Source organism: Pseudomonas sp. CP-1 (assembly GCF_021213715.1).
Lineage (GTDB): Bacteria > Pseudomonadota > Gammaproteobacteria > Pseudomonadales > Pseudomonadaceae > Pseudomonas > Pseudomonas aeruginosa.
In genome coordinates this window covers 195017-220375 of sequence record NZ_JAJQKY010000001.1, presented here as the reverse complement: position 1 = coordinate 220375, position 25359 = coordinate 195017, and the positions used below count along the sequence as shown (strand labels likewise).

Genomic DNA, 25359 nt, shown 5'->3' with positions numbered 1-25359 from the left:
AACCGCCAGCCCCGGAACAGGCTGGCGGCAGCGGGATCAGATCACGCCGCGGCGAATCTGATCTTCCTCGATGGACTCGAACAGGGCCTTGAAATTGCCCTCGCCGAAGCCCTGGTTGCCCTTGCGCTGGATGATCTCGAAGAAGATCGGGCCGATCACCGTGTCGGTGAAGATCTGCAGCAGGATGCCGTCGTCGCCCGGGGCGCCGTCGATCAGCAGGTTCAGTTCGCGCAGTTGCTCGAGCGGCTCGCCATGCCCGGCGACGCGGGTGTCGACCTTCTCGTAGTAGGTGTCCGGGGTCGACATGAACTTCACGCCGTTGGCGCGCAGCTTGCGCACGGTGGCATAGATGTCGTCGGTGGTCAGGGCGATGTGCTGGATGCCTTCGCCATGGTATTCGCGGATGAATTCCTCGATCTGCGAGGTATCGTCGGCCGACTCGTTGATCGGGATGCGGATCTTCCCGCAAGGCGCAGTCATGGCGCGGGAGAACAGGCCGGTGAGCTTGCCTTCGATATCGAAGTAGCGAATCTCGCGGAAGTTGGCGATGCGCTCGTAGAAACCGGACCAGACGTCCATCTGGCCGCGCTTGACGTTGTGGGTCAGGTGGTCGATGTAGGTCAGGCCGACCGAGTTGTCGTTGGCGCTGCGGCCTTCGATGAACTCGAAGTCGACGTCATAGATGCTGCGGTCGCCGTAGCGGTCGACAAGATACAGCAGCGAACCGCCGATGCCTTCCAGGGAAGGGATGTTCAGCTCGCCGAAGTTGGCGTGGCTGCCCACCAGCTTGGCGCCCTGGGATTCGGCGTAGGCGGCGGCCTGGGAAGCGTTCTTCACCCGGAAGGCCATGGCGCAGGCGCTCGGGCCGTGCTTGAGGGCGAATTCGTGGACATGCCCGGTCGGGCTGCCGTTGAGCACGATGTTGATATCGTTCTGCTGGAACAGGAAGACTTCCTTGGAACGATGCTTGGCGGTTTCGGTGAAGCCCATCATGTTGAACAGCTGGCGCAGCTGCTCGATGCCCTTGGCGTCGGGGGCGGTGAACTCGACGAATTCGAATCCGTCGGTACCGATGGGATTGTGCTGTTCGATCTTGGCCACGGCGTTCATCCGGCCTCCTCGTTGTTCTTGTTGAATGGACCGCCGCCGGTCCAGGCGGCCGGCGACATGGGAGATGCCTTCATCTCACCCCGTGGCGGCGCGGCGGACAAGCCGTCGGCAGGGCCCGGCGCAGGGCCTGGCGCAGGGTTTCTGGCAACTATTCCTTACGCGCCGGCGGCATGCATGGCGAACGCCCGGTCTTCGTAAAATTATCTTTACAGGGCGGAGCGAAAAACTGCCAGCAGCGCTGTCACGGCTGCGCTGAAAGCCGGCGCTGCATGATCGGCGTCAAGCGGTTAACCTGCGTCTTTACTCCGCGACGGCATTCCCATGGCACGACCCGCCCCACCCGACCTGAGCGACAGCCGCCGGCCCCTGCGCGGCGTCGCCCGCAGCTATCCTGCCGGGCACCGCGTCGATGCCCACGAGCACGCCTGGGGCCAGGTACTCTATGCGGTGTCCGGGATGATGTGGCTGGAGACGCCCGACGAGGCCCTGCCGGTCCCGCCGCAACGGGCGGTCTGGTTGCCGCCGGGCCTGCGCCATGCGGTGCGGATCGCGTCCGAGTTGCAGATGCGCAACATCTACCTGAGCCCGGAACTCTCCCGCGGCCTGGAGGACCGCACCCTGGTGCTGGTGGTCGGCCCGCTGCTGCGCGAGCTGATCGTCAGCCTGGTGGAGCAGGAACGACAGAGCGACCCCCACTACTATCGGGCGCTGGCCGATCTCGCCGTGCTCGAACTCGGTCGCGCGCGCCGTTCCAGCCTCCGCGTACCGCTGCCGGACGCCTCCGACAGGCGCCTGCTCGCGCTGTGCCAGGCGGTGATGGCCAATCCCTCCCTGGACATCGGCCTGGAGCGCCTGGCCGAAGACGCCGGGGCCAGCGTGCGGACCCTCTCGCGCCTGTTCCAGCGCAGCCTGGGCATGGGCTTCGCCGACTGGCGGCGGCAGGTGCAACTGGCGACCGCCGCCGCCGCACTGATCGATGGCCGTCCGGTGGCAGGCATCGCCCATGCCCTGGGATATACGCCGAGCGCCTTCAGCGACATGTTCCGCCGCGAGCTGGGCGTCTCTCCCACCGAGTACAGGGCCGAGCATCACCAGCCGTTCCAGCCTTGACCGGTATTCGATAGCGATTGGCCGATAGATGTTTTTTCGGCCAACTAGACTGGCACCATCGTTCACCGTCCCTGTCAGCCGCCATGAACTACCTGATCTCCCTCGGCATCGGCCTGCTGGTCGGCGTGCTCTACGCCGTACTCGACTTCCGCTCGCCGGCGCCACCCGCCATCGCCCTGGTCGGCCTGCTTGGCATGCAGCTCGGCGAACAGCTTTTCCCCCTTGGCCGCGACCTGCTGCAGCAGTGGCTGCACTGATCGCCGCGACGACACGGAGCCCCCGATGAAAGCACTGCAATTCGACCGTACCGGCGACCTCGCCGCCCTCAAGCTGGTGGACATGCCCGACCCGCTTCCCGCCGCCGATGAGGTGCGGGTGGAAATCCGCGCCGCCGGGCTGAATCCGAGCGACGTGAAGAACGTCCTCGGCCGCTTCCCCTATACCACCCTGCCCCGGGTACCGGGCCGCGACTTCGCCGGGGTGGTGGTGGAGGGACCGAAGGCCCTGCTCGGCCAGGCGGTCTGGGGCACCGGGCGGGAGCCGGGATTCTTCCGCGACGGTAGCCACGCGCAGTTCCTGACCCTGCCGGCCGCCGGCGTCGCGCTCAAGCCGGAAAGCCTGAGCTTCGCCCAGGCCGCCAGTTGCGGGGTGCCCTACAGCACCGCCTGGGACGCCCTGCAACGCAGCCAGGTCAAGGCCGGCACCCGGCTCCTGGTAATCGGCGCCAGCGGCGCGGTCGGCAAGGCCGCGCTGGCGCTGGCCAAGGCCCTGGGGGCCGAAGCGATCGGCGCGGTGCGGCGCGAGGAGCAACGCCAGGCGCTGGAAGCGCAGGGCATCGCCGCGCTGCTGCTGGGCGAGCCGGCCGAACTGGCGGCACAGGTGGAAGGGATCTTCCCCGGCGGGGCCGAGGTGATCTTCGATACGACCGGTTTCTGGCTCGAGGCGGCGGTCCCGGCGCTGGCCGCCTTCGGTCGCCTGGCGATCATCGCCGCACCAGCCGACGGCCATGTGCGCCTGCCGGCGTTGAACCTGTACCGTCGCGGTGGCTCGGTGGTGGGGATCAACTCGCTGCTCTATGGCGTGGAAACCTGCGCAGGCTTCCTCGACGCCTTCGGCAAACTGTTCGACCAAGGCCGCCTGCCGCTGCCGGACGGGCTGCGGGAAGTCCCGCTGGAGCAGGGCGTTGAGCAGTACCGGGCAGTGAACGAAGGCACCTGCGAGAAGATCATCCTGGTGCCTTGAGGACCAGCGGAATCCCGGCAGAACACGCCGGGATTCCGCTGCGCGCAAGACTACTCCGCGCCGACCGCGAGCTTGCGGGCGCTGCGCGCCTCCTCCAGCTGCATGCAGCGCTCGAGGAACAGGTACATGTAGTCGTAGCTCTTGCAGATCGCGTCGCGCAGTTGCCGGCGTAGCTCGGCGCTGGGATTGGTGCCGGCCAGGGTGCAGATGATCTCCAGCGCCTCCCAGGGGTGGGCATCGTCGTACTGGGCGTGGAGCTTGAGCCACTTCATGGCGCGCTTGCGGCCTTCCTTGGGGAAGGCGTTTTCGTAGACGCCGTTCGAACAGACCAGCGCCGACCACTCGCCAGTGACGCCTTCGATGGCGTAGTTGGTGGCGGCCATGGCCACCGGCAGTGAGTCGCTGGCGCAGGTGTGCCAGCACCAGTGGCTGAGCGCGTGCAGTTCGGCCGGCACGTCTTGCGCCTGGATCTCGGCCAGGCTCACACCGTGGGCCTCGGCCCAGTGCAGCCAGTAGTCGGCGTGGTTGAGTTCGACCCGAATATTGCGCATCAGCCAGCGGCGCGCCATGTCTTCGCCGGGATGGCGGGCGAAACGGGTCTTCAGCAGGTTCTGCGACATGTACAAGGGGAACTGCTCGACCACCGGCCAGCCGCCGATCAGGTACAGGCGCATCAGCGCCGGGCTCAGCTCGGCGTCGCGCATGCGCCGGTACAGCTCGTGGCCGGAAACCCGGTCCTTGCTCGCCTGGCAGTCGACGATCAGTTGCTGCGCCCACTGCGGATAGCTTCCCGCCTCCTGCAAGGGGCCCGTACGGTCAAAGAACTCGCTCACACCCGTCTCCCTTCTCTTCTTCTCGGCAACGGCCTCATAGCAGCGAAACTACTCTTTCTTCGCTCCGCGGTCACCTACCGGAGGTTCTGTCCGAGGCTCGGCCACAGGCCCTGGGCATCCAGCCCTGCGCCCGGAGGCTGGCGACTGAACGGCAGGGGCGCGCCGATGGCCAGGCCCTGGGCATAGTCGATGCCGATCTCGCGCAGCGCCTCCATCACTTCGACGGTCTCGACGAACTCGGCGATGGTACGTTTGCCCATCACGTGGCCAATATGGTTGATCACCTGGACCATGGCGCGATCGATGGGATCCTCGAGCATGTCCTTGACGAAGCTGCCATCGATCTTCAGGTAATCCACCGGCAGGTGCTTGAGGTAGATGAAGGACGACATGCCGGCGCAGAAATCGTCCAGGGAGAAACGACAACCGGTGTCCTTGAGCTCGTTGATGAAGCGGATGGCGCTGGCCAGGTTGGCAACCGCCACGGTTTCGGTGACCTCGAAGCAGATCGTCTGCGGCGGAATGCGGTAACGGGCGAACAGCTCGGTGAGGAACTGCAGGAACGACTCGTCGCCGATGGTCGCGCCGGAGAGGTTGATGGCGCAGGTGCCGATCGGCTCGGCGCGAGGGTCCTGGGCGCGCTCGACGAGGGTGCGGAAGGCATTCTCCACCACCCAGCGGTCGATCAGCGTCATCAGGCCATAGCGCTCGGCGGCGGGTATGAAGCTCAGCGGCGGCACCAGGCGCCCGCCCTCGTCGCGCAGGCGCAGCAGCAGTTCGACGTGCAAGCCCTCCTCCGCGCCTTCGCCCAGCGGCACGATAGGCTGGGCATAGAGGCTGAAGCGGTCTTCCTCCAGCGCCAGGTGGATGCGCTGGACCCAGGTCATCTCGCCGAAGCGCATCGACAGTTCGACGTCGTCCTGATGGAACACCTGGACCCGGTTGCGGCCCTTTTCCTTGGCCATGTAGCAGGCCATGTCGGCGGAGCGCAGTGCCTCCTCGAGGGTCGAGATACCCGGCAGCAGGTGCACCAGGCCGACGCTGACGGTGCAGTTGAACGGCTGCCCGCTCCAGGTGAAGTGCAGGTCCTGGACCGTCTTGCGCAGATGGTCGGCGATCTCCACGGCTTTTTCCGCCGGGCAGTTCTCCAGCAGGATGCCGAACTCGTCGCCGCCCAGCCGCGCCAGCGTGTCGCCCTCGCGCAAGCCTTGTTGCAGCAGGGTGCAGACCTGGCGCAGCAGTTCGTCGCCGGCGGCGTGGCCGCAGGTGTCGTTGACCAGCTTGAACTGGTCCAGGTCGAGGAACATCAGGGCGTGCCGCCCGCTGTTGCGCTCCAGGCGTTCCAGCGCTATCTGCAGGCGATACTCGAACTCGCGGCGGTTGGTCAGCCCGGTCAACGCATCGTGGGTCGCCTGCCAGGACAGGCGCGCCATGTACTGGCGCTCGCGGGTCATGTCGTGAAGCACCAGGACCACCCCGGTGATCTCGCCGCCGCGATGGATCGGTGCACCCACCAGGGTCACCGGCACGCTGCTGCCGTCGTGGCGCAGGACCAGCTTGGAATGCTCGCGGCCGCCGTCGATCTCGCCGCTGAGGATCTGCTCGATCAGCAGCATGCCCTCCTCCCGCGAGCTTTCGTCGACGATCCGGAACAGCGACGCAAGGGGCAGGCCGCGGGCCTTGTCCAGCGTCCAGTTGGTCATCTGCTCGGCGGCCGGGTTGAGGTAGGAAATGCCCCCCTGGGTGTCGGCGGTGATCACTCCGTCGCCGATCGAGGCCAGAGTGATCTGGGCCCGTTCGCGCTCGGCATCGAGGGCGTTCTCCACTTCCTGGCGCTGCATCAGTTGCTGCCGGGTACGCAGGAACGCCAGGAGGATGAGCACGCTGGCGGTGGTCAGGTTGGCCACCAGCAGCAGCCTGAGCAAGGCCCGCGAGCCCTCGCCGAGGGCGTCGCTGAAGGCCTTGGCCGCCGGCGTGACCTTCTCGTTGATCGCGTGGATCTCGGTCTTCCACTGTTGCACCTGCTCGGCACTGGCCTGCCCGGTGCCGATGCCCGCGCGCATCTTGCCGGCGACGTCGATCAGTTCCATGACGTACTTGTCGCCCACCAGCCACAGCTCGATGGCGCGCTCGAAGTAACTGAAGTCGTGGAAGTTGCGGTACAGCCAGATGATCGCGGTAACGTCGTCGGCATGGTTGCCGCCCTTGAGGATGCCCTGGCGGGCCGCCTCGATGTCCGGGTCGGGCTGGTCCAGGGCAAGGCGCATCTCGCGGTCGCCGAGGGGGATCGCGATGGCCTCCTCGTAGCGGCGGAAGTCTTCGTCGGCGCGTGAGTCGGCATAGAGGGTGAGATAGTAGATGGCATCCTTCTGGCCCTTCGACCAGAGGCTTTCGCCGCCGACATAGCTGCGCACCGCGGAGAGGACGTAGAGACTGCCGCCCGCCAGCATGGCCTGCAACAGCACCACGACGATGAAGGGCCATACCAGGCCGAGCAGGCGGGGCTTGTCGAGAGTCCGGTTCTGCCTCATTCCATCTACCATTCAAACTGGCGCTAAGCGATCGGGTGCCGTCTCCGTCACCCCTGACTGCATCACCTGTCGGCCGCTCAAGATCCCGTCGCAGAACTCCCGAGGCCTTGCCTGCCGGCAGCCACGACGCTGGAGGAGGCGGACACCCGGCAAACAGTAGGAGTCTAGTGGCTGTTTGCCGAACCTGCCCTGCACCTGGCGGAACAGACAGCGTTTTTTATTGCCGCAGCCAATAAAAACCGGATGTCTTATATGGAATATACGAGAAAAACCGCCAGGCGACAGCCTGGCGCCTCACATCTGTTGCAGATGTCCGTAGAGCCGGGCGTAGAGGCCGCCTTCGGCGATCAGTTGCTGGTGGTCGCCGTCTTCGGCGATATGCCCGCCATCGAAGACCAGGACCCGGTCGGCCTGCTTCACCGCCGACAGCCGATGAGCCACGATCAATGTGGTGCGGCCTTCGAGGAAGTCGCCGAGCGCCTGGTGCAGGGCGTACTCGGTAGCGGCGTCGAGGGCCGAGGTGGCCTCGTCGAGGATCACCACCTTGGGCTCGGCGAGGATCATCCGGGCGATCGCCAGGCGCTGCCGCTGACCGCCCGACAGGCGCACCCCGGAACGCCCGACCACGGTGTCCAGCCCCTGCGGCAGGCGCCGCACGCCGTCGGCCAACTGGGCGATCTCCAAAGCCCGCCAGCAGGCCTCGTCGCTGCGTTCGCGGCCCATGGTCAGGTTGGCCCGCACGCTGTCGTTGAACAGCGCCGGATGCTGGAGAACCACCGCGACATGTTCGCGCACGCAGTCCAGGCCGATTTCCTCCAGGGGCACCCCGCCGTAGCGGATGCTGCCGCGCTGCGCACTGTAGAGGCCGAGTAGCAGTTGCACCAGCGTGCTCTTGCCGCCGCCGCTGGCGCCGACCAGGGCAACCTTCTCGCCGGCGCCGATGTTCAGGTCCAACTGCTCCAGGACCTTGTCCTCGCCGTAGGCGAAATCCAGCCCGCGCACCTCGATGCCAACGGTCATGCGGCCGGCGAACGGATCGCGCAGCGGCGGGTAGCGCGGCTCGTCGGCCCGCGCCAGCAACTCGTTGATCCGCTGCAACGCGCCGCCAGCGGCGTAGTAGGCGTATTGCAGGCCGAGCAGCTGTTCGACCGGACCGATCATGAACCAGAGGTAGCTGAACACCGCGAGCATCTGGCCGATCGACAGGTCCGAGAGCAGCACGGTAAGCATCGCCGCGGCGCGGAACACATCGATGCCGAACTGGAACAGCAGGCCGCTGGCGCGCCCGGCGGCGTCGCTTTTCCATTGCGAGGCCACGGCGTAGTCGCGGACTTCCTGGGCGCGGTGGCCGAGGCGGCCGAGGAAATAGCCCTGGCGATTGCCGGCGCGGACTTCCTGGATCGCCTCGAGGGTCTCGGTGAGCGCCTGGGTGAAGCGCGCGGTGCTGTCGTTCTCGAGCTTCTTGAGGTGCTTGACGCGCTTGCCCAGTTGTACCGTGGACCAGATCACCAGCGGGTTGAACAGCAGGATCAGCAAGGCCAGCTGCCAGTGCATCCAGACCAGGATCGCGGCGGTGCCGAGCAGCGTCAGCAAGGCGACCAGGAAGCGGCTGAGGGTTTCCCCGACGAACTTGTCCAGGGTGTCCAGGTCGGTCACCAGGTGGGCGCTGATCGAACCGCCGCCGAGGGTTTCGTATTCGCCCAGGGCGATATGCCGGAGGCGCTCGATCAGACGCAGGCGGATGCGGTAGACAATGTCCTTGGACAGCCGCGCGAACAGCTTCGCCTGGAGCACGTTGAACACCAGCGCCGCCCCCCGCAACAGGAGGGTCGCCGCCAGCATCAGGCCGATGTAGCCGAACGCCACCTGCCAGTCGGCGGGCAACAGGCGGTCCATGAAACGCAGCGCGCCGTCGCCCTTGCCGAGCAGCACTTCGTCCACCAGCAACGGCAGCAGCAAGGGGATCGGCACGGTGCAGAGGGTGGCCAGCACCGCCACCAGGTTGGCGAGCAACAGGGCTTTCTTGTGGCGCAGTGCGAGTCGACGAATCTCCGCCCAGCTCAGGCGGTCTCCGCGCTCACTCATGCCGGCCCCGTTCCAGCCAGCGGCCGAGCAAGGGTGAAAGTTCGGCAAGCGGCTGGTAGCCGTTGGTGAGCAACGCCAGTTGGCCGTTGCGCTCGGCCAGCAGGGTCGGGAACCCGGCGATGCCAAGGTCCTGGACCCAGGCGAAATCGGCGGCGGTGGCGTCGCGCGCCTCGCCGCTGTCGAAGACCGCGGCGAACTCGATGCGTGGAATTCCCACCGCTTCCGCCAGGTCGGCGAGCACCGCCGCCTGGGTGACATCGCGACCCTCGGCGTAGAACGCCCGCTGGATCGCCCTCACCAGCGGCCAGGCGCTTTCCTCGTCGAGGCTGCGCGCCGCCACCAGGGCCCGGCAGGCCGGCTCGGTGTCATAGACGAAGCCTTCGGGCAACGCGTCGTCGAAGCGGAACGGCTGGCCGGTGGTCTGCTGCACGGTCTGCCAGTGGCCGAGGATGTAGCCGCGGGTATTCGGGTCGAGCGCCGCGCCGTGGCCGGCGCGCAGGCCACCGGCTACCAGGTGGAAAGCGACGCCGTCGGCGGCCGCCTGCCGGGACAGCGCCTCGGCGACCGGGGCGAAGCCCCAGCACCAGGAGCACATGGGGTCCATCACGTACAGCAGGCGGGCCTTGGCCAAGGTTCAGTTCTCCAGCGTGGACTGGCGCGGATCGCGACCGAGCGGGTGCGGCTGGTTGCGCTGCCGCGCCAGTTCGATCTGTTTCTGCCGCTCGCGGGCGCCGGCGCGGGTCTTCTCGCTCAGCGAGTCCCAGCAGTGCGGACAGCTGATGCCGGGCACGTAGTGCTCGGACTGGCGGTCCTCCAGCGAGACCGGGTTGCGGCAGGCGTGGCACTGATCGTACTCGCCCTCGCTAAGATCGTGGCGCACGGTCACGCGGTTGTCGAATACGAAGCAGTCGCCGCGCCACAGGCTCTGTTCCTGCGGCACCTCTTCGAGGTACTTGAGGATGCCGCCCTTGAGGTGGAAGACCTCCTCGAAACCGGCGCCGAGCATGTAGCTGGAAGCCTTCTCGCAGCGGATGCCGCCGGTGCAGAACATCGCCACCTTCTTGTGCCGCGCCGGGTCGTAGTGGGCCTTGATGTACTCGGGGAACTCGCGGAACGACCTGGTCTTCGGATCGACCGCGCCCTCGAAGGTGCCGATCGCCACCTCGTAGTCGTTGCGGGTATCGATCAGCAGGACTTCCGGATCGCTGATCAGGGCATTCCAGTCCTTCGCCTCGACATACTGGCCGACCTGCTTGTTCGGATCGACGCCAGGCACGCCGAGGGTGACGATTTCCTTCTTCAGCTTGACCTTGGTGCGGTAGAACGGCTGTTCGTCGCAGTAGGATTCCTTGTGCTCGATATCGGCCAGCCGGGGATCGCTGCGCAGCCAGGCGAACAGCGCATCGATGCCTTCGCGGCTACCGGAGACGGTGCCGTTGATGCCTTCCTCGGCCAGCAGCAAGGTGCCTTTCACACCGTTGTCGAGCAGGGTTTGCAGCAGGGGTTCACGCAGCGCCACGTAATCGTCGAGAGTCACGAACTTGTACAGCGCCGCCACGACGATGGATGTCATGGGGATATAGCCTCCAGGTGGTCGCCCGCGTAAAGGGCGGACCGGAACGAAAAGCGCCAGCCGCTGGCGCCATGGAAACGACAACGCCGGCGGAAGGCCGGCGCTGGGTGCGTAGTCTAGCGCAGCAGGGGCAGGCTCTGCACCCCGCCGCGACGGACGCCGTCTCAGGGTATGTCGTGCTTGCTCCCGCCGCGGCAGGTCGGCGAGGCCGGCACCGCGGCCTGGCTCCACTCCTCAGGGGTGAAGGTATGCAGCGCCAGGGCGTGGAACTCGCCCATCAACCCACCGAGGGTGGCATATACCTTCTGGTGCCGCTTCACCGCGTTCAACCCGGCGAACTGCGGGCTGACCAGCACCACCTTGAAGTGGGTCTCCAGCCCGCGGCTGTGCATGTGGCTCTCGTCGAGCACCTCGACGTGTTGCGGATCGAGGGGCTGCAGGGCGGTCTGGATACGGTCACGCATGCTCATCGCGAATCACGACTCACTTTTTCTTCTGGGCCGGCGCGGCGACGCCGAGTTCCTTGTCCATGTCGGCCATCAGCTTGTTCACCGGCTCGACGGCGCCTTGCAGCTTGGCCTGGGTCAGTTGGGCGGATTCGGCGGTCAGGCGCGGCATCTTCTCCAGCACCTTCTTGCCCAGCGGCGACTGGTAGAAGGCATTCAGGTCCTTCAGCTCGGACTCGGTGAAGTTGGTGGTGTAGAGCTTGATCAGCTCGGGCTTGATCTTGTCCCAACCGATGGCGCGGTCCAGTTCGGCATTGGCCTTGGCCTGGTAACGCTCGAGAACCGCCTTCTTGCTCTCCGGCGCCTTGGCCTGGGCGAAGCGCTGGGCCAGCATCTGCTGCACCTGGGCATAGACCGGGACCGTCAGCTTGTCGGCATGGACCAGCTTGAGGAATTGCTCGGCCTGGCTGGCGGAATCGGCCATGGCCATGGAGCTGAGGCTGAGCAGCACGGCGCTGCCGATGAGGCGAAGACGGGTCATGGAAAATCCTTGAGGTTGGGTAGATGTGTCCGTGGGACCCGACATTCTGCGCCTAAGTTCGAAATCCGCTCAAGCGCGGCGCCGAATATCGGGAGAATCCTATCCGGCGCCCGCCCGCTCCATGCCGTCTACTATCAGTTCTGTAGTGGGTACTTGCCGCCTTCCTTCCGCAGCCGGCATGCTTGCGTCAGCCTGTCACATGGATGTGTTAGATGAACGGAACCGCCGCCGATACCCTCGCCGTATCGCCCCCGCCCCTGCGCAACCTCTGCGACAGCCACGGCCGGCTCGATCCCCGGGCGGTCGGCTGGTCCGCCCGGCCGCGGGTGCTCTGCCACATCCCCGGCCACTTCGGCCGGCGCAAGCGCTGGAACCACTGGTGCATCGTCAGCCCCGGCTGGATGCTCTCGCTGACCATCGCCGACCTCGACTACCTGACCTACGGCGCCGCCTATTTCCTCGACCTGGACAGCGGCCAGGCGGTAGCGCACACGCAGATCCGCTTCTTCGGCCTCGGCTGCCAGTTGCCCGACGAGCCGCAGGCCAGCCATGCCTTCGAGCATCCCCGCCTGCAATTGCGCTTCGACGAACAGCCCGGGCGCCTGCGCGTCACCGGCCAGGCCCCGGACCTCGGCGGCCTGCCGCTGGAGCTGGCGCTGGAAGTGCGACGACCGTCGCACCTGGAGTCGGTGAACCTGGTGGTGCCGATGGGCGAACACACCTTCCATGCCTGTAGCCGCCAGCTCGGCCTGCCGATCAGCGGCTGCCTGCAACTCGGCCGCCGGCGCTACGACTGCCAGGCGGGCCAGAGCTTCGCCGCGCTGGACTTCGGCCGCGGCGTCTGGCCGCTGCATACCTACTGGACCCGCGCCGCCTTCGCCGCCCCCGGCGGCATCGCCGGCAACTTCGGCACCGGCTGGACCGAAGCCAGCGACCTGCGCGAGAACGCCCTGTGGTTCGGCGGCAAGCTCAGCCGCGTGCTCGACGACGTGCACATCCGCGAGCCTCGCGACCCGCTGGCCGAATGGCGCCTGGACAGCGCCTGCGGTCGCGTCGAGCTGCTCTTCCGTCCCGAACAGCTGCACCAGGCGCGGCCCAGCGTCGGCCTGTTCTATGCCAATACCCGCCAGTGGTTCGGCCGTTTCAATGGCACCCTGCGCCACGACGACGGCGACTGCGTGCCGGTGGACGGCGCCCTCGGCTGGATCGGTTCGACCCGCGCGCGCTGGTGACGCCGGCGGCGGGCAATCTATTTCCGACCCGCAGCGCGGCGAAAAATGCCCACGAGGAAGCGACGGCAGCGGAACCCAAGGCGGGAGCGAAGGCCTAAACTGCCGGATACGCACCCTGGAGAACACTCATGAGCCGGACCGAAACCGATAGCCTGGGCACCATCGAGGTGCCCGACGACGCCTACTGGGGCGCCCAGACCCAGCGCTCGCTGGAGAACTTCGCCATCGGCGGCCAGCGCATGCCGCTCGCCGTGATCCACGCCCTGGCGCTGATCAAGAAAGCCGCCGCGCGGGTCAACGACCACCTCGGCGAACTGCCGCCGGAAGTCGCCCGGTTGATCGAACAGGCCGCCGACGAGGTCCTCGCAGGCCGCCACGACGAACACTTCCCGCTGGTGGTCTGGCAGACCGGCAGCGGCACCCAGACCAACATGAACGTCAACGAGGTGATCGCCGGCCGCGCCAACGAACTGGCCGGCAATCCGCGCGGCGGCAAGTCGCCGGTGCATCCCAACGACCACGTCAACCGCGCGCAGAGTTCCAACGACAGCTTCCCCACCGCCATGCACATCGCCGCCGCCAAGGCCGTGCACGAACAATTGCTGCCGGCCATCGCCGAGCTTTCCGGCGGTCTCGCCGAACAGTCGGCGCGGCACGCCAGCCTGGTCAAGACCGGGCGCACCCACCTGATGGACGCCACGCCGATCACCTTCGGCCAGGAACTCTCGGCCTTCGTCGCCCAGCTCGACTACGCCGAGCGCGCCATCCGCGCGGCGCTGCCGGCGGTCTACCAGTTGGCCCAGGGCGGCACCGCGGTGGGCACCGGGCTCAACGCGCCGAAGGGCTTCGCCGACGCCATCGCCGCGGAAATCGCCGCCGAATCGGGCCTGCCCTTCGTCGCCGCGCCGAACAAGTTCGCCGCCCTGGCCGGCCACGAGCCTCTGGTCATCCTCTCCGGCGCCCTGAAGAGCCTGGCGGTGGCCCTGATGAAGATCGCCAACGACCTGCGCCTGCTCGGCTCAGGCCCACGCGCCGGCTTCGCCGAGGTGAAGCTGCCGGCCAACGAGCCGGGCAGCTCGATCATGCCCGGCAAGGTCAACCCGACCCAGTGCGAGGCGCTGTCGATGCTGGCCTGCCAGGTCATGGGCAACGACAGCACGATTTCCTTCGCCGCCAGCCAGGGCCATCTGCAACTCAACGTGTTCAAGCCGGTGATCGTCTACAACCTGCTGGAGTCCATCCGCCTGCTCGCCGACGGCTGCCGCAACTTCAACAAGCATTGCGTCGCCGGCCTGGAGCCGGACGCCCAGCGCATGGCCGACCTGCTGGAGCGCGGCCTGATGCTGGTCACCGCACTGAACCCGCACATCGGCTACGACAAGGCCGCCGAAATCGCCAAGAAGGCCTACGCCGAAGGCACCACCCTGCGCGCCGCGGCGCTGCAGCTGGGCTACCTGGACGAAGCGCAGTTCGACGAATGGGTACGGCCGGAGCAGATGCTGGAGGCCGGCCACCATGGTTGAAACCGCCAAGACCGGCGCCACCCCGCTGGAAGGCGACGGCAAGCGCATCCTGCTGATCGTCGGCTCGCCCAAGCGCAAGAGCTTCTGCCACCTGCTCGCCGAATGCTACGCCCAGGGCGCGCGCAGCAAGGATCACGTGGTGCGCGAACTGAAGCTGGGCGAACTGGCCTTCGACCCGATCCTCCACGAAGGCTACGAACAGAGCCAGGTGCTCGAACCCGACCTGCTGGAAGCGCAGCGGCAGATCCACTGGGCCGAGCACCTGGTGTTCGTCTACCCGGTCTGGTGGGGCGGCCTGCCGGCGCTGCTGCAGGGCTTCTTCGACCGCGCCCTGCAGCCGGGCTTCGCCTTCCGCTACCGCGGCACCCAGGACAAGGACTGGGAGCAACTGCTGGGCGGGCGCAGCGCCGACCTGCTGGTCTGCCACGACCAGCCGCTGTCGCGGCTGCGCTTCCTCAAGGGCCCGCCGGCGCACCGGCAGATGGTGCGCAGCGTGCTCGGCGCCTGTGGCATCGCCACCCGCCGCCTGGAAGAGTTCGCGCCGATGCGCAGTTCCAGCGAGGAACAGCGCCAGGGCTGGCTGCGTCGCGCCGAACAGCTCGGCAGCCAGGTCTAGTTCCCTTCCCGCCCGGCTGCGGCCGGGCGCGGACACTGATCGTTCTGACAGGTCCGCCACCTTCCCGCCGGCTTGCCTTCCCCGCCCCCATGGCGGCCCTTTGCCTGCCTCTACCGGCTCACAGTGCGGGTGCCGACCGCTTTGCATTCCGCGACATCCATCAGGAATGGGTAGCGAATCTGACCGGCCCGTCACATTTGGTAGGGACCTCAAACCGGCACCGAGGGCTAGGATCAGCCCGCTTCGAAATGAATCCGGTTCTGGAAAAAAGGACTTGTCATGAAACACTACTCAGCCACCCTGGCACTCCTGCCACTCACCCTCGCCCTGTTCCTGCCCCAGGCAGCCCATGCCCACGGCTCGATGGAAACGCCGCCCAGCCGGGTCTACGGCTGCTTCCTCGAAGGTCCGGAGAATCCCAAGTCGGCCGCCTGCAAGGCCGCCGTCGCCGCCGGCGGCACCCAGGCGCTGTACGACTGGAATGGCGTCAACCAGGGCAACGCCAACGGCAACCACCAGGCGGTGGTCCCCGACGGCCAGCTCTGCGGCGCCGGCAAGGCACTGTTCAAGGGCCTGAACCTGGCTCGCAGCGACTGGCCCAGCACTGCCATTGCGCCGGACGCCAGCGGCAACTTCCAGTTCGTCTACAAGGCCAGCGCGCCGCACGCGACCCGCTACTTCGACTTCTACATCACCAAGGACGGCTACAACCCCGAGAAGCCGCTGGCCTGGAGCGACCTGGAACCCGCGCCGTTCTGCTCGATCACCAGCGTCAAGCTGGAGAACGGCACCTACCGGATGAACTGCCCGCTGCCCCAGGGCAAGACCGGCAAGCATGTGATCTATAACGTCTGGCAGCGCTCGGACAGCCCGGAAGCCTTCTACGCCTGCATCGACGTGAGCTTCAGCGGCGCCGTCGCCAACCCCTGGCAAGCGCTGGGCAACCTGCGCGCGCAGCAGGACCTGCCAGCCGGTGCTACCGTCACCCTGCGTCTGTTCGATGCCCAGGGCCGCGACGCCCAGCGTCACAGCCTGACCCTGGCCCAGGGCAACAACGGTGCCAAGCAATGGCCGCTGGCGCTGGCGCAGAAGGTCAACCAGGACTCCACCCTGGTCAACGTCGGCGTGCTGGATGCCTACGGGGCGGTCAGCCCGGTGGCCAGCTCGCAGGACAACCAGGTCTACGTGCGCCAGGCCGGCTACCGCTTCCAGGTCGACATCGAACTGCCGGTCGAGGGCGGCGGCGAGCAGCCGGGCGGCGACGGCAAGGTCGACTTCGACTATCCGCAAGGCCTGCAGCAATACGACGCCGGGACCGTAGTGCGCGGTGCCGATGGCAAGCGCTACCAGTGCAAGCCCTACCCGAACTCCGGCTGGTGCAAGGGCTGGGACCTCTACTACGCCCCGGGCAAGGGCATGGCCTGGCAGGACGCCTGGACCCTGCTGTAACGCCCTCGACTGCCGCCCGCTCCGGGCGGCAGTCGTTTTCGCCGCCAGGCACCCGCCGCGAGACGGCGAATCCGCGCAACGGTACAGTCCCCCGGCGAAACCCTGGCTACGTGTGCCTGTTCAATCTGCCGTGCGCTCCCTAGGCTGGTCCGACCACCAGCACGGGGAAACCACGCATGCCTTTTTCTCTCGCCGCCCTCCAACAAGCCGCCGCCATCGTCCACCAGAGCCTGCCGCCGACGCCGCAGATACGCTGGCCACTGCTATGCGAGGCACTGGGTTGCGAAGTGTGGATGAAGCACGAGAACCACCTGCCGGTGGGGGCCTTCAAGCTGCGCGGCGGCCTGGTGTATTTCCACCACCTGGCGCACCAGGGTGAGCGGCCGGCCGGCGTGATCAGCGCCACCCGCGGCAACCACGGCCAGTCGGTGGCCTTCTCGGCGAGCCGCTACGGCATCCAGCCGATCATCGTCGTGCCGCACGGCAACAGCCGCGAGAAGAACGCGGCGATGCGCAGCCTCGGCGCGGAGCTGATCGAGCATGGCGAGGACTTCCAGGCCTCCCGCGAATACGCCGCCGAGCGCGCCCGGCACGAAGGCCTGCACCTGATTCCGGCGTTCCATCCCTGGCTGGTGGCCGGGGTCGCCAGCTACAGCCTGGAGTTGTTCGCCGCGCTGGCCGACCTTGACGAAGTCTACGTGCCGATCGGTATGGGTTCGGGCATCTGCGGCCTGATCGCCGCGCGCGACGCGCTGGGCCTGAAGACCCGCATCGTCGGCGTGGTGTCCACCCATGCGCCGGCCTACGCCCTGTCGTTCGAGGCCGGCACGGCGATCAGCCACCCGGTCGACACCCGCCTGGCCGACGGCATGGCGTGCAGTACGCCGGACCCGAGCGCGCTGGAAATGATCCTGGCCGGCGCCGATCGCCTGGTGCGGGTCAGCGACAGGGAGATCGGCGCGGCCATGCGCCTGTGCTTCACCAGCACCCACAACGTCGCCGAGGGCGCCGGGGTGGCGGCGCTGGCCGCCGCCTGGCAGGAGCGCGAGCGCCTGAAGGGGCTGAAGGTAGGCCTGATCCTCAGCGGAGCGAACGTCGACCGCGAGGTATTCGCCGAGCAACTGGCCGCCGGCGACTGAGCCGGCGCCGCTAGGCCAGCCCCGCGAGGAGCAGCAGCCACCAGGCGAGCACCAGCAACTGCACGAAGAAGCCGGCGAAACGCAGCCAGACGAACAGCGCGGAGGTGCTGACCAGGTGCATCAGCGATTGGAACAGCCGGGCGCCGAGCACCAGTGGCGCCAACGGGTCGGTCAGGCTGCTCTGCCCGCTGGCGATCGCGTAGAGCAGCGCGCCGGCCAGCAGCGGCAGGTTCTCCACGCAGTTGGCATGGACTCGCACCAGCCGCTGGCCGAAACCGCCAGGCGTGTTGCTGCCATCGGCGGCGAAGGCGTTCACCGCCATCCGCCCGCCGAGTACCAGCAGGCCGCGCTGGCTGACCAGCAGGAAGACCAGCAACAGGGTCCAGGCGATCAGGCCGAGCAGGCAGATCGCGCTAGGGCTGAGAAACATGGATGACGCTCCTTCTATTGTCTTGTCGTGGGAAGGATGAAGCGTCTGGATTCTAGGCCGGCTAGAGCAATTGCTCTATTCGCAGTCCGCCGTCCTTAAGTCGTGTTCTGCCGGTACGCCGCTCGGCCCCGATGTCCGCCGTCGGCGGATGCGTAACCGGACGACCCACTGCCCGCGGCTTTCCGAACGGACAAAGAAAAGCCCCGCCGAAGCGGGGCCTTCCTTGCACGCAGCACTCAGGGCTGTCTTCTCATCAGAGCGAATCGAGATAGCGCTCCACATCCAGCGCGGCCATGCAGCCGGCGCCGGCCGAGGTGATCGCCTGGCGGTAGACGTGGTCGGCCACGTCGCCGGCGGCGAACACACCCGGTACGTTGGTCGCGGTGGCGTTGCCTTCGCGCCCGCCGTTGACCACCAGGTAGCCGTCCTTCAGGGCCAGTTGCCCTTCGAACAGCGAGGTATTGGGAGTATGGCCGATGGCGACGAACATGCCATCCACGGCGATCTCCTCGCTGCCACCATCGCGGTTCTTCAGGCGCACTCCGGTGACGCCCATCGTGTCGCCAAGCACCTCATCGACCTCGGCGTTGAGCTTGAGCACTATCTTGCCTTCGGCGACCCGCGCCTGCAGCTTGTCCTGGAGGATCTTCTCGGCGCGGAAGGTCTCGCGACGATGCACCAGGGTCACCCGGCTGGCGATGTTGGCCAGGTACAGGGCCTCTTCGACAGCGGTATTGCCGCCGCCGATCACCGCCACTTCGCGGTTGCGGTAGAAGAAACCGTCGCAGGTGGCGCAGGCCGACACGCCCTTGCCCATGAACGCCTGCTCCGACGGCAACCCCAGGTAGCGCGCGCTGGCACCGGTGGCGACGATCAGTGCGTCGCAGGTGTAGGTGCCATTGTCGCCGCGCAGGGTGAACGGCTTGCCGGCCAGGTCCACGGCATGGATGTGGTCGAAGACGATCTCGGTCTCGAAGCGCTCGGCGTGCTCCTGCATCCGCTGCATCAGTGCCGGGCCGGTCAGGCCGTGGGGATCGCCCGGCCAGTTGTCGACCTCGGTGGTGGTGGTCAACTGGCCACCGGCCTGCATGCCGGTGATCAGCAGCGGCTTGAGGTTGGCGCGCGCGGCGTAGACAGCCGCGCTGTAACCGGCGGGACCGGAACCGAGAATGATCACTCGGGCGTGGCGGAGGGTATCGGGCATCTCGTCGGACTCCTGCCGACATCAGCGTCGGCGCGAATAAAAACGGGGCCACCAAAGCACATGGGGAAGGCTTGGAAGGAGCGGTCGCCCCGGAAAAAGGTCGGTCGGGCACACTTCGCGCCCGGCAGCGGGATCACAGTGCCTCGGCGTTCTCGGCCAGGTACGAGGCCACGCCCTCGGCGCTCGCCTTCATGCCTTTCTGGCCCTTGCGCCAACCGGCCGGGCAGACCTCGCCGTGTTCCTCGGTGAACTGCAGGGCCTCGACCAGGCGCACCATCTCGTCCACCTCGCGCCCCAGCGGCAGGTTGTTCACCACCTGGTGCTGGACCACCCCGGCGCGGTCGATCAGGAAGGAGGCACGCAGGGCCACGCCGTCTTCGTGCTCGATACCGTAGGCGCGGGTGATCTCGTGCTTGACGTCGGCGACCATGGTGAACTCGACCGCGCCGATGCCGCCCTTCTCCACCGGCGTGCTGCGCCAGGCGTGATGGGTGAACTGCGAGTCGATGGAGACACCGACCACCTCGACGCCCAGCTCGCGGAACTTATCCATGCGGTTGTTGTGGGCGATGATTTCCGAGGGGCAGACGAAAGTGAAGTCGAGCGGCCAGAAGAACAGCACGACGTACTTGCCGCGCAGGCTGGAAAGCTGGAAGGCATCGACGATGGAACCGTCGCCGAGGACCGCGGCGGCAGTGAAATCGGGGGCTTGCTTGTTGACCAGTACGCTCATCGCGAGGCTCCTAGAAGGTTGGGTTCCGCCCGGCGACGCCAGGCTCCCGGAAGAATATGCAGCGCAGGTTACCCAGCCACGACGATGCATTGAAATGTCGAATTTCAATTCGCACGATAGAGTCCGCCTATGCTCCCAACCTGCGGCTAGACTCATGCTGTCGTCCATTACCCGTCCTCACCGCATGCCCCTACGCACACGCCTGCTCTGGCTGTTCCTGCCGTTGCTGGCCGCCAGTCTCGGCGGTATCTGGCTCTTGTCGGAAAGCATCCTGCTGAGCCGTTTCGACCGAGAGGACCAGCAACGCCTGCAAGAGGGCGCCACCGTCCTGCACAACCGGCTGGACTTCGAGTTGAAGCGCCACCTGGACATCGTTCGCACCTACGCCTGGTGGGATGCCAGCTACGACTTCATCCAGCGCCCCAACGAGACCTTCGAACAGGAAAACCTCGACCACGAGATGCTCGACGACCTGGGATTCGACTTCGTCCTGTTCCTCGACGACCGGGGTCACCTGCAACTGAAGCAGTGGTCCCCGCCCGCGCCCGACCAGCGCGTGCTCTTCGGCGCCCCCTCGGCGAGCGACCAGGCCCTGCTCGAGGCACTGCAGCAACGCGCCATCCGCCTCGGCGCGCTGGACTTTCGCGGACGCACCGACCACAGCCTGAGCGAGCTGCTGCTGGTCGACAACCTGCCGACCCTGCTGGTCAGCGTGCCTATCAGCAACAACCAGGGTAGCGCGCCGGCGAAGGGCGCGATCCTCGCCGGCTACTTCCTCGACCGGGAACGCCTGGCCAACCTCCGCGAACAGATGCAGGCCGACCTGCAACCGATGCCCAACATCGCCACCGACTCCACCTGGAAGCCGCTGCGCAGCCGCAGCGGCAGTACCCACAACCAGGCCCTGCTCAGCCCGCGGCGATTCATCGGCGAACATGTCCAGCAGGTCTCGGTGCAGTACCTGAGTTCCAGCGGCGAGCCGCAGCTGCGTTTCGACATCACCAAGAGACGCCTGCTCTACATCCAGGGCGAGAAGGCCATCAACTTCTTCCTCGGCGCCTCCCTGCTGGTCGCGCTGGGCGCTTTCCTGGTCGGCTACCTGGCCCTGGAGCTGTGGGTCCTGCGCCGGGTCCAACGGCTCAACCGGGAGGTCGCCGAAGTCGGACGCAACGCCCACTCGATACGCCTGAGCGACTTCGGCAACGACGAGCTGGGACAACTGGCGGGCGAGATGAACCAGATGCTCGAGCGCCTGGAACACAGCGAGGCGCGCGACCGGGCGATCCTCCAGTCGATGCGCGACGGCTACTTCGAAATGGACGTCGACGGCATGATCCTCACCGTCAACCCCGCGCTCTGCCAACTGCTCGGTCAGACGCGCGAAACGCTGATCGGCCACCCCTACTACGAACTGCTCGGCGAAGACGACCTGGCGCGTGCCCGCCAACCCTTCCAGCGCGCCATGCAGAGCGGCGCAGGCAAGACCTTCGCCATCCCCCTGCAGCGCGCCGACGGCAGCCTCGGCTACTTCGAAGCCACGGTTTCGCTGATCCACGACCTGCAGGGCGAACTGCGGGGCTACCGCGGCATCGTCCGCGACGTCAGCGACCAGATCGCCTACCAGCAGCAATTGCTGGAAATGGCCTACCGCGACCCGCTGACCGGCCTGGGCAACCGCAAGGCCTTCGACGAACAGCTCGGCCAGGCGTTGCTTCGCGCCGGCTCCGGCGGAAGCGAACTGGCGCTGCTGTACCTGGACCTGGACCGCTTCAAGGAGGTCAACGACCGCTTCGGCCACGACGTCGGCGACGCCCTCCTCAGGACCGTCGCCGAACGGGTACGCAGCACCCTGCGGCAGCCGGACAAGGCCTACCGCCTGGGCGGCGACGAATTCGCCGTGCTCCTCGAGGACAGCCAGGAAAACAATCCGCAGCGCCTCGCAGAACGCCTGCTGGCGGCGCTGGTCCAACCGATCGCGCTGAATGGCGAACGCATCGACTTCGTCACCCCGAGCATCGGCATCGCTCTCTACCCGCGGCATGCCGGCGATGCCGAAGGACTGGTCCGTGCCGCCGACAGCGCCATGTACGAGGCCAAGCGCCAGCGCAACCACTATTGCCTGTACCGGGCGCCAGCCTGAAATGCGCGGTCAAACAGGCTCTGTCGCGGGCTTTCGCCAGTCTGCTAAGGTTTCAGCCCGCATCCCATCGGAGAACCATTCCCTATGCCAGCCCTGAGCGGCCCGCAATACCTCGGCGAAGGCCTGAAGCTGATCATGCGTCCCGGCCTGCGCCTGTTCGTGCTGATCCCCCTGACCCTCAACCTGCTGGTGTTCGCCCTGCTGATCGGCTTCGCGATGCAGCAGTTCAGCCACTGGGTCGACCTGCTGATGCCCAGCCTGCCCGACTGGCTGAGCTTCCTGCAGTACATCGTCTGGCCGCTGTTCGTCCTGCTGGTGCTGGTGATCGTGTTCTTCACCTTCACCATGGTCGCCAACATCATCTCCGCGCCGTTCAACGGCTTCCTCTCGGAAAAGGTCGAGGTGGTGGTTCGCGGCCGCGACGACTTCCCGCCGTTCAGCTGGGCCGAACTGCTGGCGATGATCCCGCGCACCATGGGTCGCGAGATGCGCAAGCTCGCCTACTTCCTGCCGCGCGCGCTGGTGCTGCTGGTGCTGAGCTTCGTGCCCGGGGTCAACCTGATCGCCACGCCGCTGTGGATCCTCTTCGGCATCTGGATGATGGCGGTGCAGTACATCGACTATCCGGCGGACAACCACAAGCTCGGCTGGAACGAGATGCTCGCCTGGCTGCGCAGCAAGCGCTGGGCGTGCATGGGTTTCGGCGGGATGACCTACCTGGCGCTGCTGATCCCGCTGGTCAACCTGGTCATGATGCCCGCCGCCGTCGCCGGCGCCACCCTGTTCTGGGTCCGCGAGGAAGGCGAGAAGGCGCTGGTGAAATAAGCATGCGCCCGGTGTCCGCTGTCGGCATTGTCAGGCGGGCGTCAGCGCCCTGACAGCCGGCGTCGGGCACACTACGAATGCCCTCGGGAGCGTCGGCGCAGGCCGCAGCCGAGACCTGCGTCAGCCCTTGCAGACCGGCTCGACGCTGCCGAACCGACTGGCCGCCGGTGCCTCCCCACGCAGGCGGCCTTTTTTTACCCGCCGGCCTTGCCGTCCATGCAGGATGGCCGGCGCTCACCCCCTTCCTGTCCGCTACGCCCCCCTCGACTCCACCACCCTGGCACTACAGTGGCAACCAGGCGAGGCAGGCTCCGGCCCGCTTTCGATGACCACCGTCCCCAGCCCGCCCAGCGGCGGAAAACAAGAAGAGGGTCGCCATGTCACGTTCCGCATTCACCGCGCTCTTGCTGTCCTGCGTCCTGCTGGCGCTCTCCATGCCTGCCAGGGCCGACGACCTGCCCTACCGCTTCGGCCTGGGCAAGGCGGACATCACCGGCGAAGCCGCCGAAGTCGGCATGATGGGTTACTCCTCCCTCGAACAGAAAACCGCCGGCATCCACATGCGCCAGTGGGCGCGTGCCTTCGTGATCGAGGAAGCGGCCAGCGGACGTCGCCTGGTCTACGTCAACACCGACCTGGGGATGATCTTCCAGGCCGTGCACCTGAAGGTCCTGGCCCGGCTCAAGGCGAAGTACCCCGGTGTCTACGACGAGAACAACGTGATGCTCGCCGCCACCCACACCCACTCTGGTCCGGGCGGCTTCTCCCACTACGCGATGTACAACCTGTCGGTGCTCGGCTTCCAGGAAAAGACCTTCAACGCCATCGTCGACGGCATCGTCCGCTCCATCGAGCGGGCCCAGGCCAGGTTGCAGCCCGGCCGCCTGTTCTACGGCAGCGGCGAGCTGCGCAACGCCAGCCGCAACCGTTCGCTGCTGTCGCACCTGAAGAACCCGGACATCGCCGGCTACGAGGATGGCATCGACCCGCAGATGAGCGTGCTCAGCTTCGTCGACGCCAACGGCGAGCTGGCCGGCGCGATCAGTTGGTTCCCGGTGCACAGCACCTCGATGACCAACGCCAATCACCTGATCTCCCCGGACAACAAGGGCTACGCCTCCTATCACTGGGAGCACGACGTCAGCCGCAAGAGCGGTTTCGTCGCCGCCTTCGCCCAGACCAATGCCGGCAACCTGTCGCCCAACCTGAACCTGAAGCCCGGCTCCGGTCCCTTCGACAACGAGTTCGACAACACCCGCGAGATCGGTCTGCGCCAATTCGCCAAGGCCTACGAGATCGCCGGCCAGGCCCAGGAGGAAGTGCTCGGCGAACTGGATTCGCGCTTCCGTTTCGTCGACTTCACCCGCCTGCCGATCCGCCCGGAGTTCACCGACGGCCAGCCGCGCCAGTTGTGCACCGCGGCCATCGGCACCAGTCTGGCCGCCGGTAGCACCGAAGACGGTCCAAGCCCGCTGGGGCTGGATGAAGGCAACAATCCGTTCCTCTCGGCCCTGGGCGGGTTGCTCACCGGCGTGCCGCCGCAGGAACTGGTGCAATGCCAGGCGGAAAAGACCATCCTCGCCGACACCGGCAACAAGAAACCCTACCCCTGGACGCCGACGGTGCTGCCGATCCAGATGTTCCGCATCGGCCAGTTGGAACTGCTCGGCGCCCCCGCCGAGTTCACCGTGATGGCCGGGGTGCGGATCCGCCGCGCGGTGCAGGCGGCCAGCGAAGCGGCCGGTATCCGCCATGTGATCTTCAATGGCTACGCGAATGCCTATGCCAGCTACGTCACCACCCGCGAGGAATACGCCGCCCAGGAATACGAAGGCGGCTCGACCCTCTACGGCCCCTGGACCCAGGCCGCCTACCAGCAGTTGTTCGTCGACATGGCAGTGGCGCTGCGCGAACGCCTGCCGGTGGAAACCTCGGCGATAGCGCCGGACCTGTCCTGCTGCCAGATGAACTTCCAGACCGGAGTAGTGGCCGACGATCCCTATATCGGCAAGTCCTTCGGCGACGTGTTGCAACAACCCAGGGAAAGTTATCGCATCGGCGACAAGGTGACCGTCGCTTTCGTGACCGGACATCCGAAGAATGACTTGCGCACCGAGAAGACTTTCCTGGAAGTGGTGAATATCGGCAAGGATGGCAAACAGACGCCCGTGACCGTTGCCACCGATAATGACTGGGATACTCAATACCACTGGGAGAGAGTGGGTATATCTGCCTCGAAAGCGACTATCAGCTGGTCCATTCCGCCAGGGACCGAGCCCGGCCATTACTACATCAGGCACTATGGCAACGCGAAGAACTTCTGGACCCAGAAGATCAGCGAAATCGGCGGCTCGACCCGCTCCTTCGAGGTGCTCGGCACCACTCCCTAGCGGGCTCCAGCCAAGGTTGCGAGATTCGCCTGCCAACTTTATGACGCATGAAAGTCGTCAAATAAAATGTGATTTAAAACACATGAACAAGTGACCTTTCATTCAGCCGACAAGGGCATGGAACTCTATTTCCATGCCCTTTGTTTTTATCCCGAAAAACTTCTCAAGTTGTCGCTCAAGGTCATATCGAAGTCGCTTTCGGGATCA

At 66.5% G+C, this 25359-nt stretch carries 22 protein-coding genes; 11 read left to right on the top strand and 11 right to left on the bottom strand.

Annotated features, from left to right (window positions below):
* Positions 1–36 precede the first annotated feature (36 nt).
* Positions 37–1110 carry a 4-hydroxyphenylpyruvate dioxygenase gene (gene hppD / locus LT948_RS01020; protein WP_003134288.1) on the bottom strand — a complete coding sequence of 358 codons (1074 nt, stop codon included), beginning with the start codon at positions 1108–1110 and terminating at the stop codon, positions 37–39.
* Between the two features lie 321 nt (positions 1111–1431).
* On the opposite strand from hppD, the gene LT948_RS01015 reads away from it, so the two are divergent.
* From LT948_RS01015 to LT948_RS01005, 3 genes are all read left to right on the top strand, one after another.
* A complete protein-coding gene (locus LT948_RS01015) occupies positions 1432–2220 on the top strand; it encodes an AraC family transcriptional regulator (RefSeq protein ID WP_003085876.1) in 789 nt (262 codons plus the stop codon).
* A gap of 83 nt (positions 2221–2303) precedes the next feature.
* Positions 2304–2477: a DUF1427 family protein gene (locus LT948_RS01010; RefSeq protein WP_003085873.1), complete on the top strand. Its 174-nt coding sequence runs from the start codon at positions 2304–2306 to the stop codon at positions 2475–2477.
* Between the two features lie 25 nt (positions 2478–2502).
* On the top strand, positions 2503–3462 hold the full coding sequence (locus LT948_RS01005) for a quinone oxidoreductase family protein (RefSeq protein WP_023092163.1): 960 nt from the start codon (positions 2503–2505) through the stop codon (positions 3460–3462).
* Between the two features lie 50 nt (positions 3463–3512).
* Here LT948_RS01005 and LT948_RS01000 read toward each other — a convergent pair whose 3' ends face one another.
* The 7 genes from LT948_RS01000 to LT948_RS00970 form a co-directional block, all read right to left on the bottom strand.
* Positions 3513–4295: a TenA family transcriptional regulator gene (locus LT948_RS01000; RefSeq protein WP_003085869.1), complete on the bottom strand. Its 783-nt coding sequence runs from the start codon at positions 4293–4295 to the stop codon at positions 3513–3515.
* A gap of 74 nt (positions 4296–4369) precedes the next feature.
* Positions 4370–6826, bottom strand: coding sequence for an EAL domain-containing protein (locus tag LT948_RS00995; protein WP_003134291.1), 2457 nt, complete (start codon positions 6824–6826; stop codon positions 4370–4372).
* 294 nt (positions 6827–7120) lie between these two features.
* Entirely contained in the window at positions 7121–8911 is a 1791-nt protein-coding gene (locus tag LT948_RS00990) for an ABC transporter ATP-binding protein (RefSeq protein WP_023875703.1), read from the bottom strand.
* Positions 8904–9506, bottom strand: a complete 603-nt coding sequence (locus LT948_RS00985) for a DsbA family protein (RefSeq protein ID WP_023980573.1) — start codon at positions 9504–9506, stop codon at positions 8904–8906. Before LT948_RS00985 ends, LT948_RS00990 begins: the two co-directional genes overlap by 8 nt.
* A 39-nt stretch (positions 9507–9545) precedes the next feature.
* On the bottom strand, positions 9546–10484 hold the full coding sequence (gene trhO / locus LT948_RS00980; RefSeq protein WP_003085861.1) for an oxygen-dependent tRNA uridine(34) hydroxylase TrhO: 939 nt from the start codon (positions 10482–10484) through the stop codon (positions 9546–9548).
* 164 nt (positions 10485–10648) lie between these two features.
* Entirely contained in the window at positions 10649–10954 is a 306-nt protein-coding gene (locus tag LT948_RS00975; RefSeq protein WP_003114234.1) for a BolA family protein, read from the bottom strand.
* A 13-nt stretch (positions 10955–10967) separates the two neighbouring features.
* Positions 10968–11516, bottom strand: a complete 549-nt coding sequence (locus LT948_RS00970; RefSeq protein WP_003120754.1) for a DUF2059 domain-containing protein — start codon at positions 11514–11516, stop codon at positions 10968–10970.
* Between the two features lie 167 nt (positions 11517–11683).
* On the opposite strand from LT948_RS00970, the gene LT948_RS00965 reads away from it, so the two are divergent.
* The 5 genes from LT948_RS00965 (at position 11684) to LT948_RS00945 (ending at position 17430) form a co-directional block, all read left to right on the top strand.
* Complete coding sequence (locus tag LT948_RS00965) at positions 11684–12703, top strand: DUF2804 domain-containing protein (RefSeq protein WP_003109416.1); 1020 nt, start codon at positions 11684–11686, stop codon at positions 12701–12703.
* Positions 12704–12831: 128 nt separating this feature from the next.
* The gene (locus tag LT948_RS00960; RefSeq protein ID WP_003085854.1) at positions 12832–14226 is read left to right on the top strand and encodes a class II fumarate hydratase; all 1395 of its coding nucleotides are present in this window, start codon (positions 12832–12834) and stop codon (positions 14224–14226) included.
* Complete coding sequence (locus tag LT948_RS00955; RefSeq protein ID WP_003085852.1) at positions 14219–14842, top strand: NAD(P)H-dependent oxidoreductase; 624 nt, start codon at positions 14219–14221, stop codon at positions 14840–14842. The genes LT948_RS00960 and LT948_RS00955 overlap by 8 nt, the downstream gene beginning before the upstream one ends.
* A 279-nt stretch (positions 14843–15121) precedes the next feature.
* Positions 15122–16291 (top strand): chitin-binding protein CbpD, encoded by a 1170-nt coding sequence (gene cbpD, locus LT948_RS00950; RefSeq protein WP_003109418.1) that lies wholly within the window; start codon positions 15122–15124, stop codon positions 16289–16291.
* A gap of 176 nt (positions 16292–16467) precedes the next feature.
* Positions 16468–17430 carry a threonine dehydratase gene (locus LT948_RS00945; RefSeq protein WP_033995163.1) on the top strand — a complete coding sequence of 321 codons (963 nt, stop codon included), beginning with the start codon at positions 16468–16470 and terminating at the stop codon, positions 17428–17430.
* A gap of 10 nt (positions 17431–17440) precedes the next feature.
* On the opposite strand, the gene LT948_RS00940 is transcribed toward LT948_RS00945, so the two are convergent.
* From LT948_RS00940 to LT948_RS00930, 3 genes are all read right to left on the bottom strand, one after another.
* A complete protein-coding gene (locus LT948_RS00940; protein ID WP_003085846.1) occupies positions 17441–17860 on the bottom strand; it encodes an MAPEG family protein in 420 nt (139 codons plus the stop codon).
* Between the two features lie 253 nt (positions 17861–18113).
* Positions 18114–19064, bottom strand: coding sequence for a thioredoxin-disulfide reductase (trxB, locus tag LT948_RS00935; RefSeq protein ID WP_003134313.1), 951 nt, complete (start codon positions 19062–19064; stop codon positions 18114–18116).
* Between the two features lie 133 nt (positions 19065–19197).
* Positions 19198–19797: a peroxiredoxin gene (locus LT948_RS00930; protein WP_003085842.1), complete on the bottom strand. Its 600-nt coding sequence runs from the start codon at positions 19795–19797 to the stop codon at positions 19198–19200.
* Positions 19798–19981: 184 nt separating this feature from the next.
* On the opposite strand from LT948_RS00930, the gene LT948_RS00925 reads away from it, so the two are divergent.
* The 3 genes from LT948_RS00925 to cerN all read left to right on the top strand — a co-directional run bounded on the left by LT948_RS00925 (position 19982) and on the right by cerN (position 25152).
* Positions 19982–21937, top strand: coding sequence for a sensor domain-containing diguanylate cyclase (locus LT948_RS00925; protein WP_033995164.1), 1956 nt, complete (start codon positions 19982–19984; stop codon positions 21935–21937).
* A gap of 84 nt (positions 21938–22021) precedes the next feature.
* Positions 22022–22762 carry a sulfate transporter CysZ gene (gene cysZ / locus LT948_RS00920; RefSeq protein WP_003085838.1) on the top strand — a complete coding sequence of 247 codons (741 nt, stop codon included), beginning with the start codon at positions 22022–22024 and terminating at the stop codon, positions 22760–22762.
* Between the two features lie 377 nt (positions 22763–23139).
* Entirely contained in the window at positions 23140–25152 is a 2013-nt protein-coding gene (gene cerN / locus LT948_RS00915) for a ceramidase CerN (protein ID WP_033995165.1), read from the top strand.
* Positions 25153–25359: the final 207 nt, after the last annotated feature.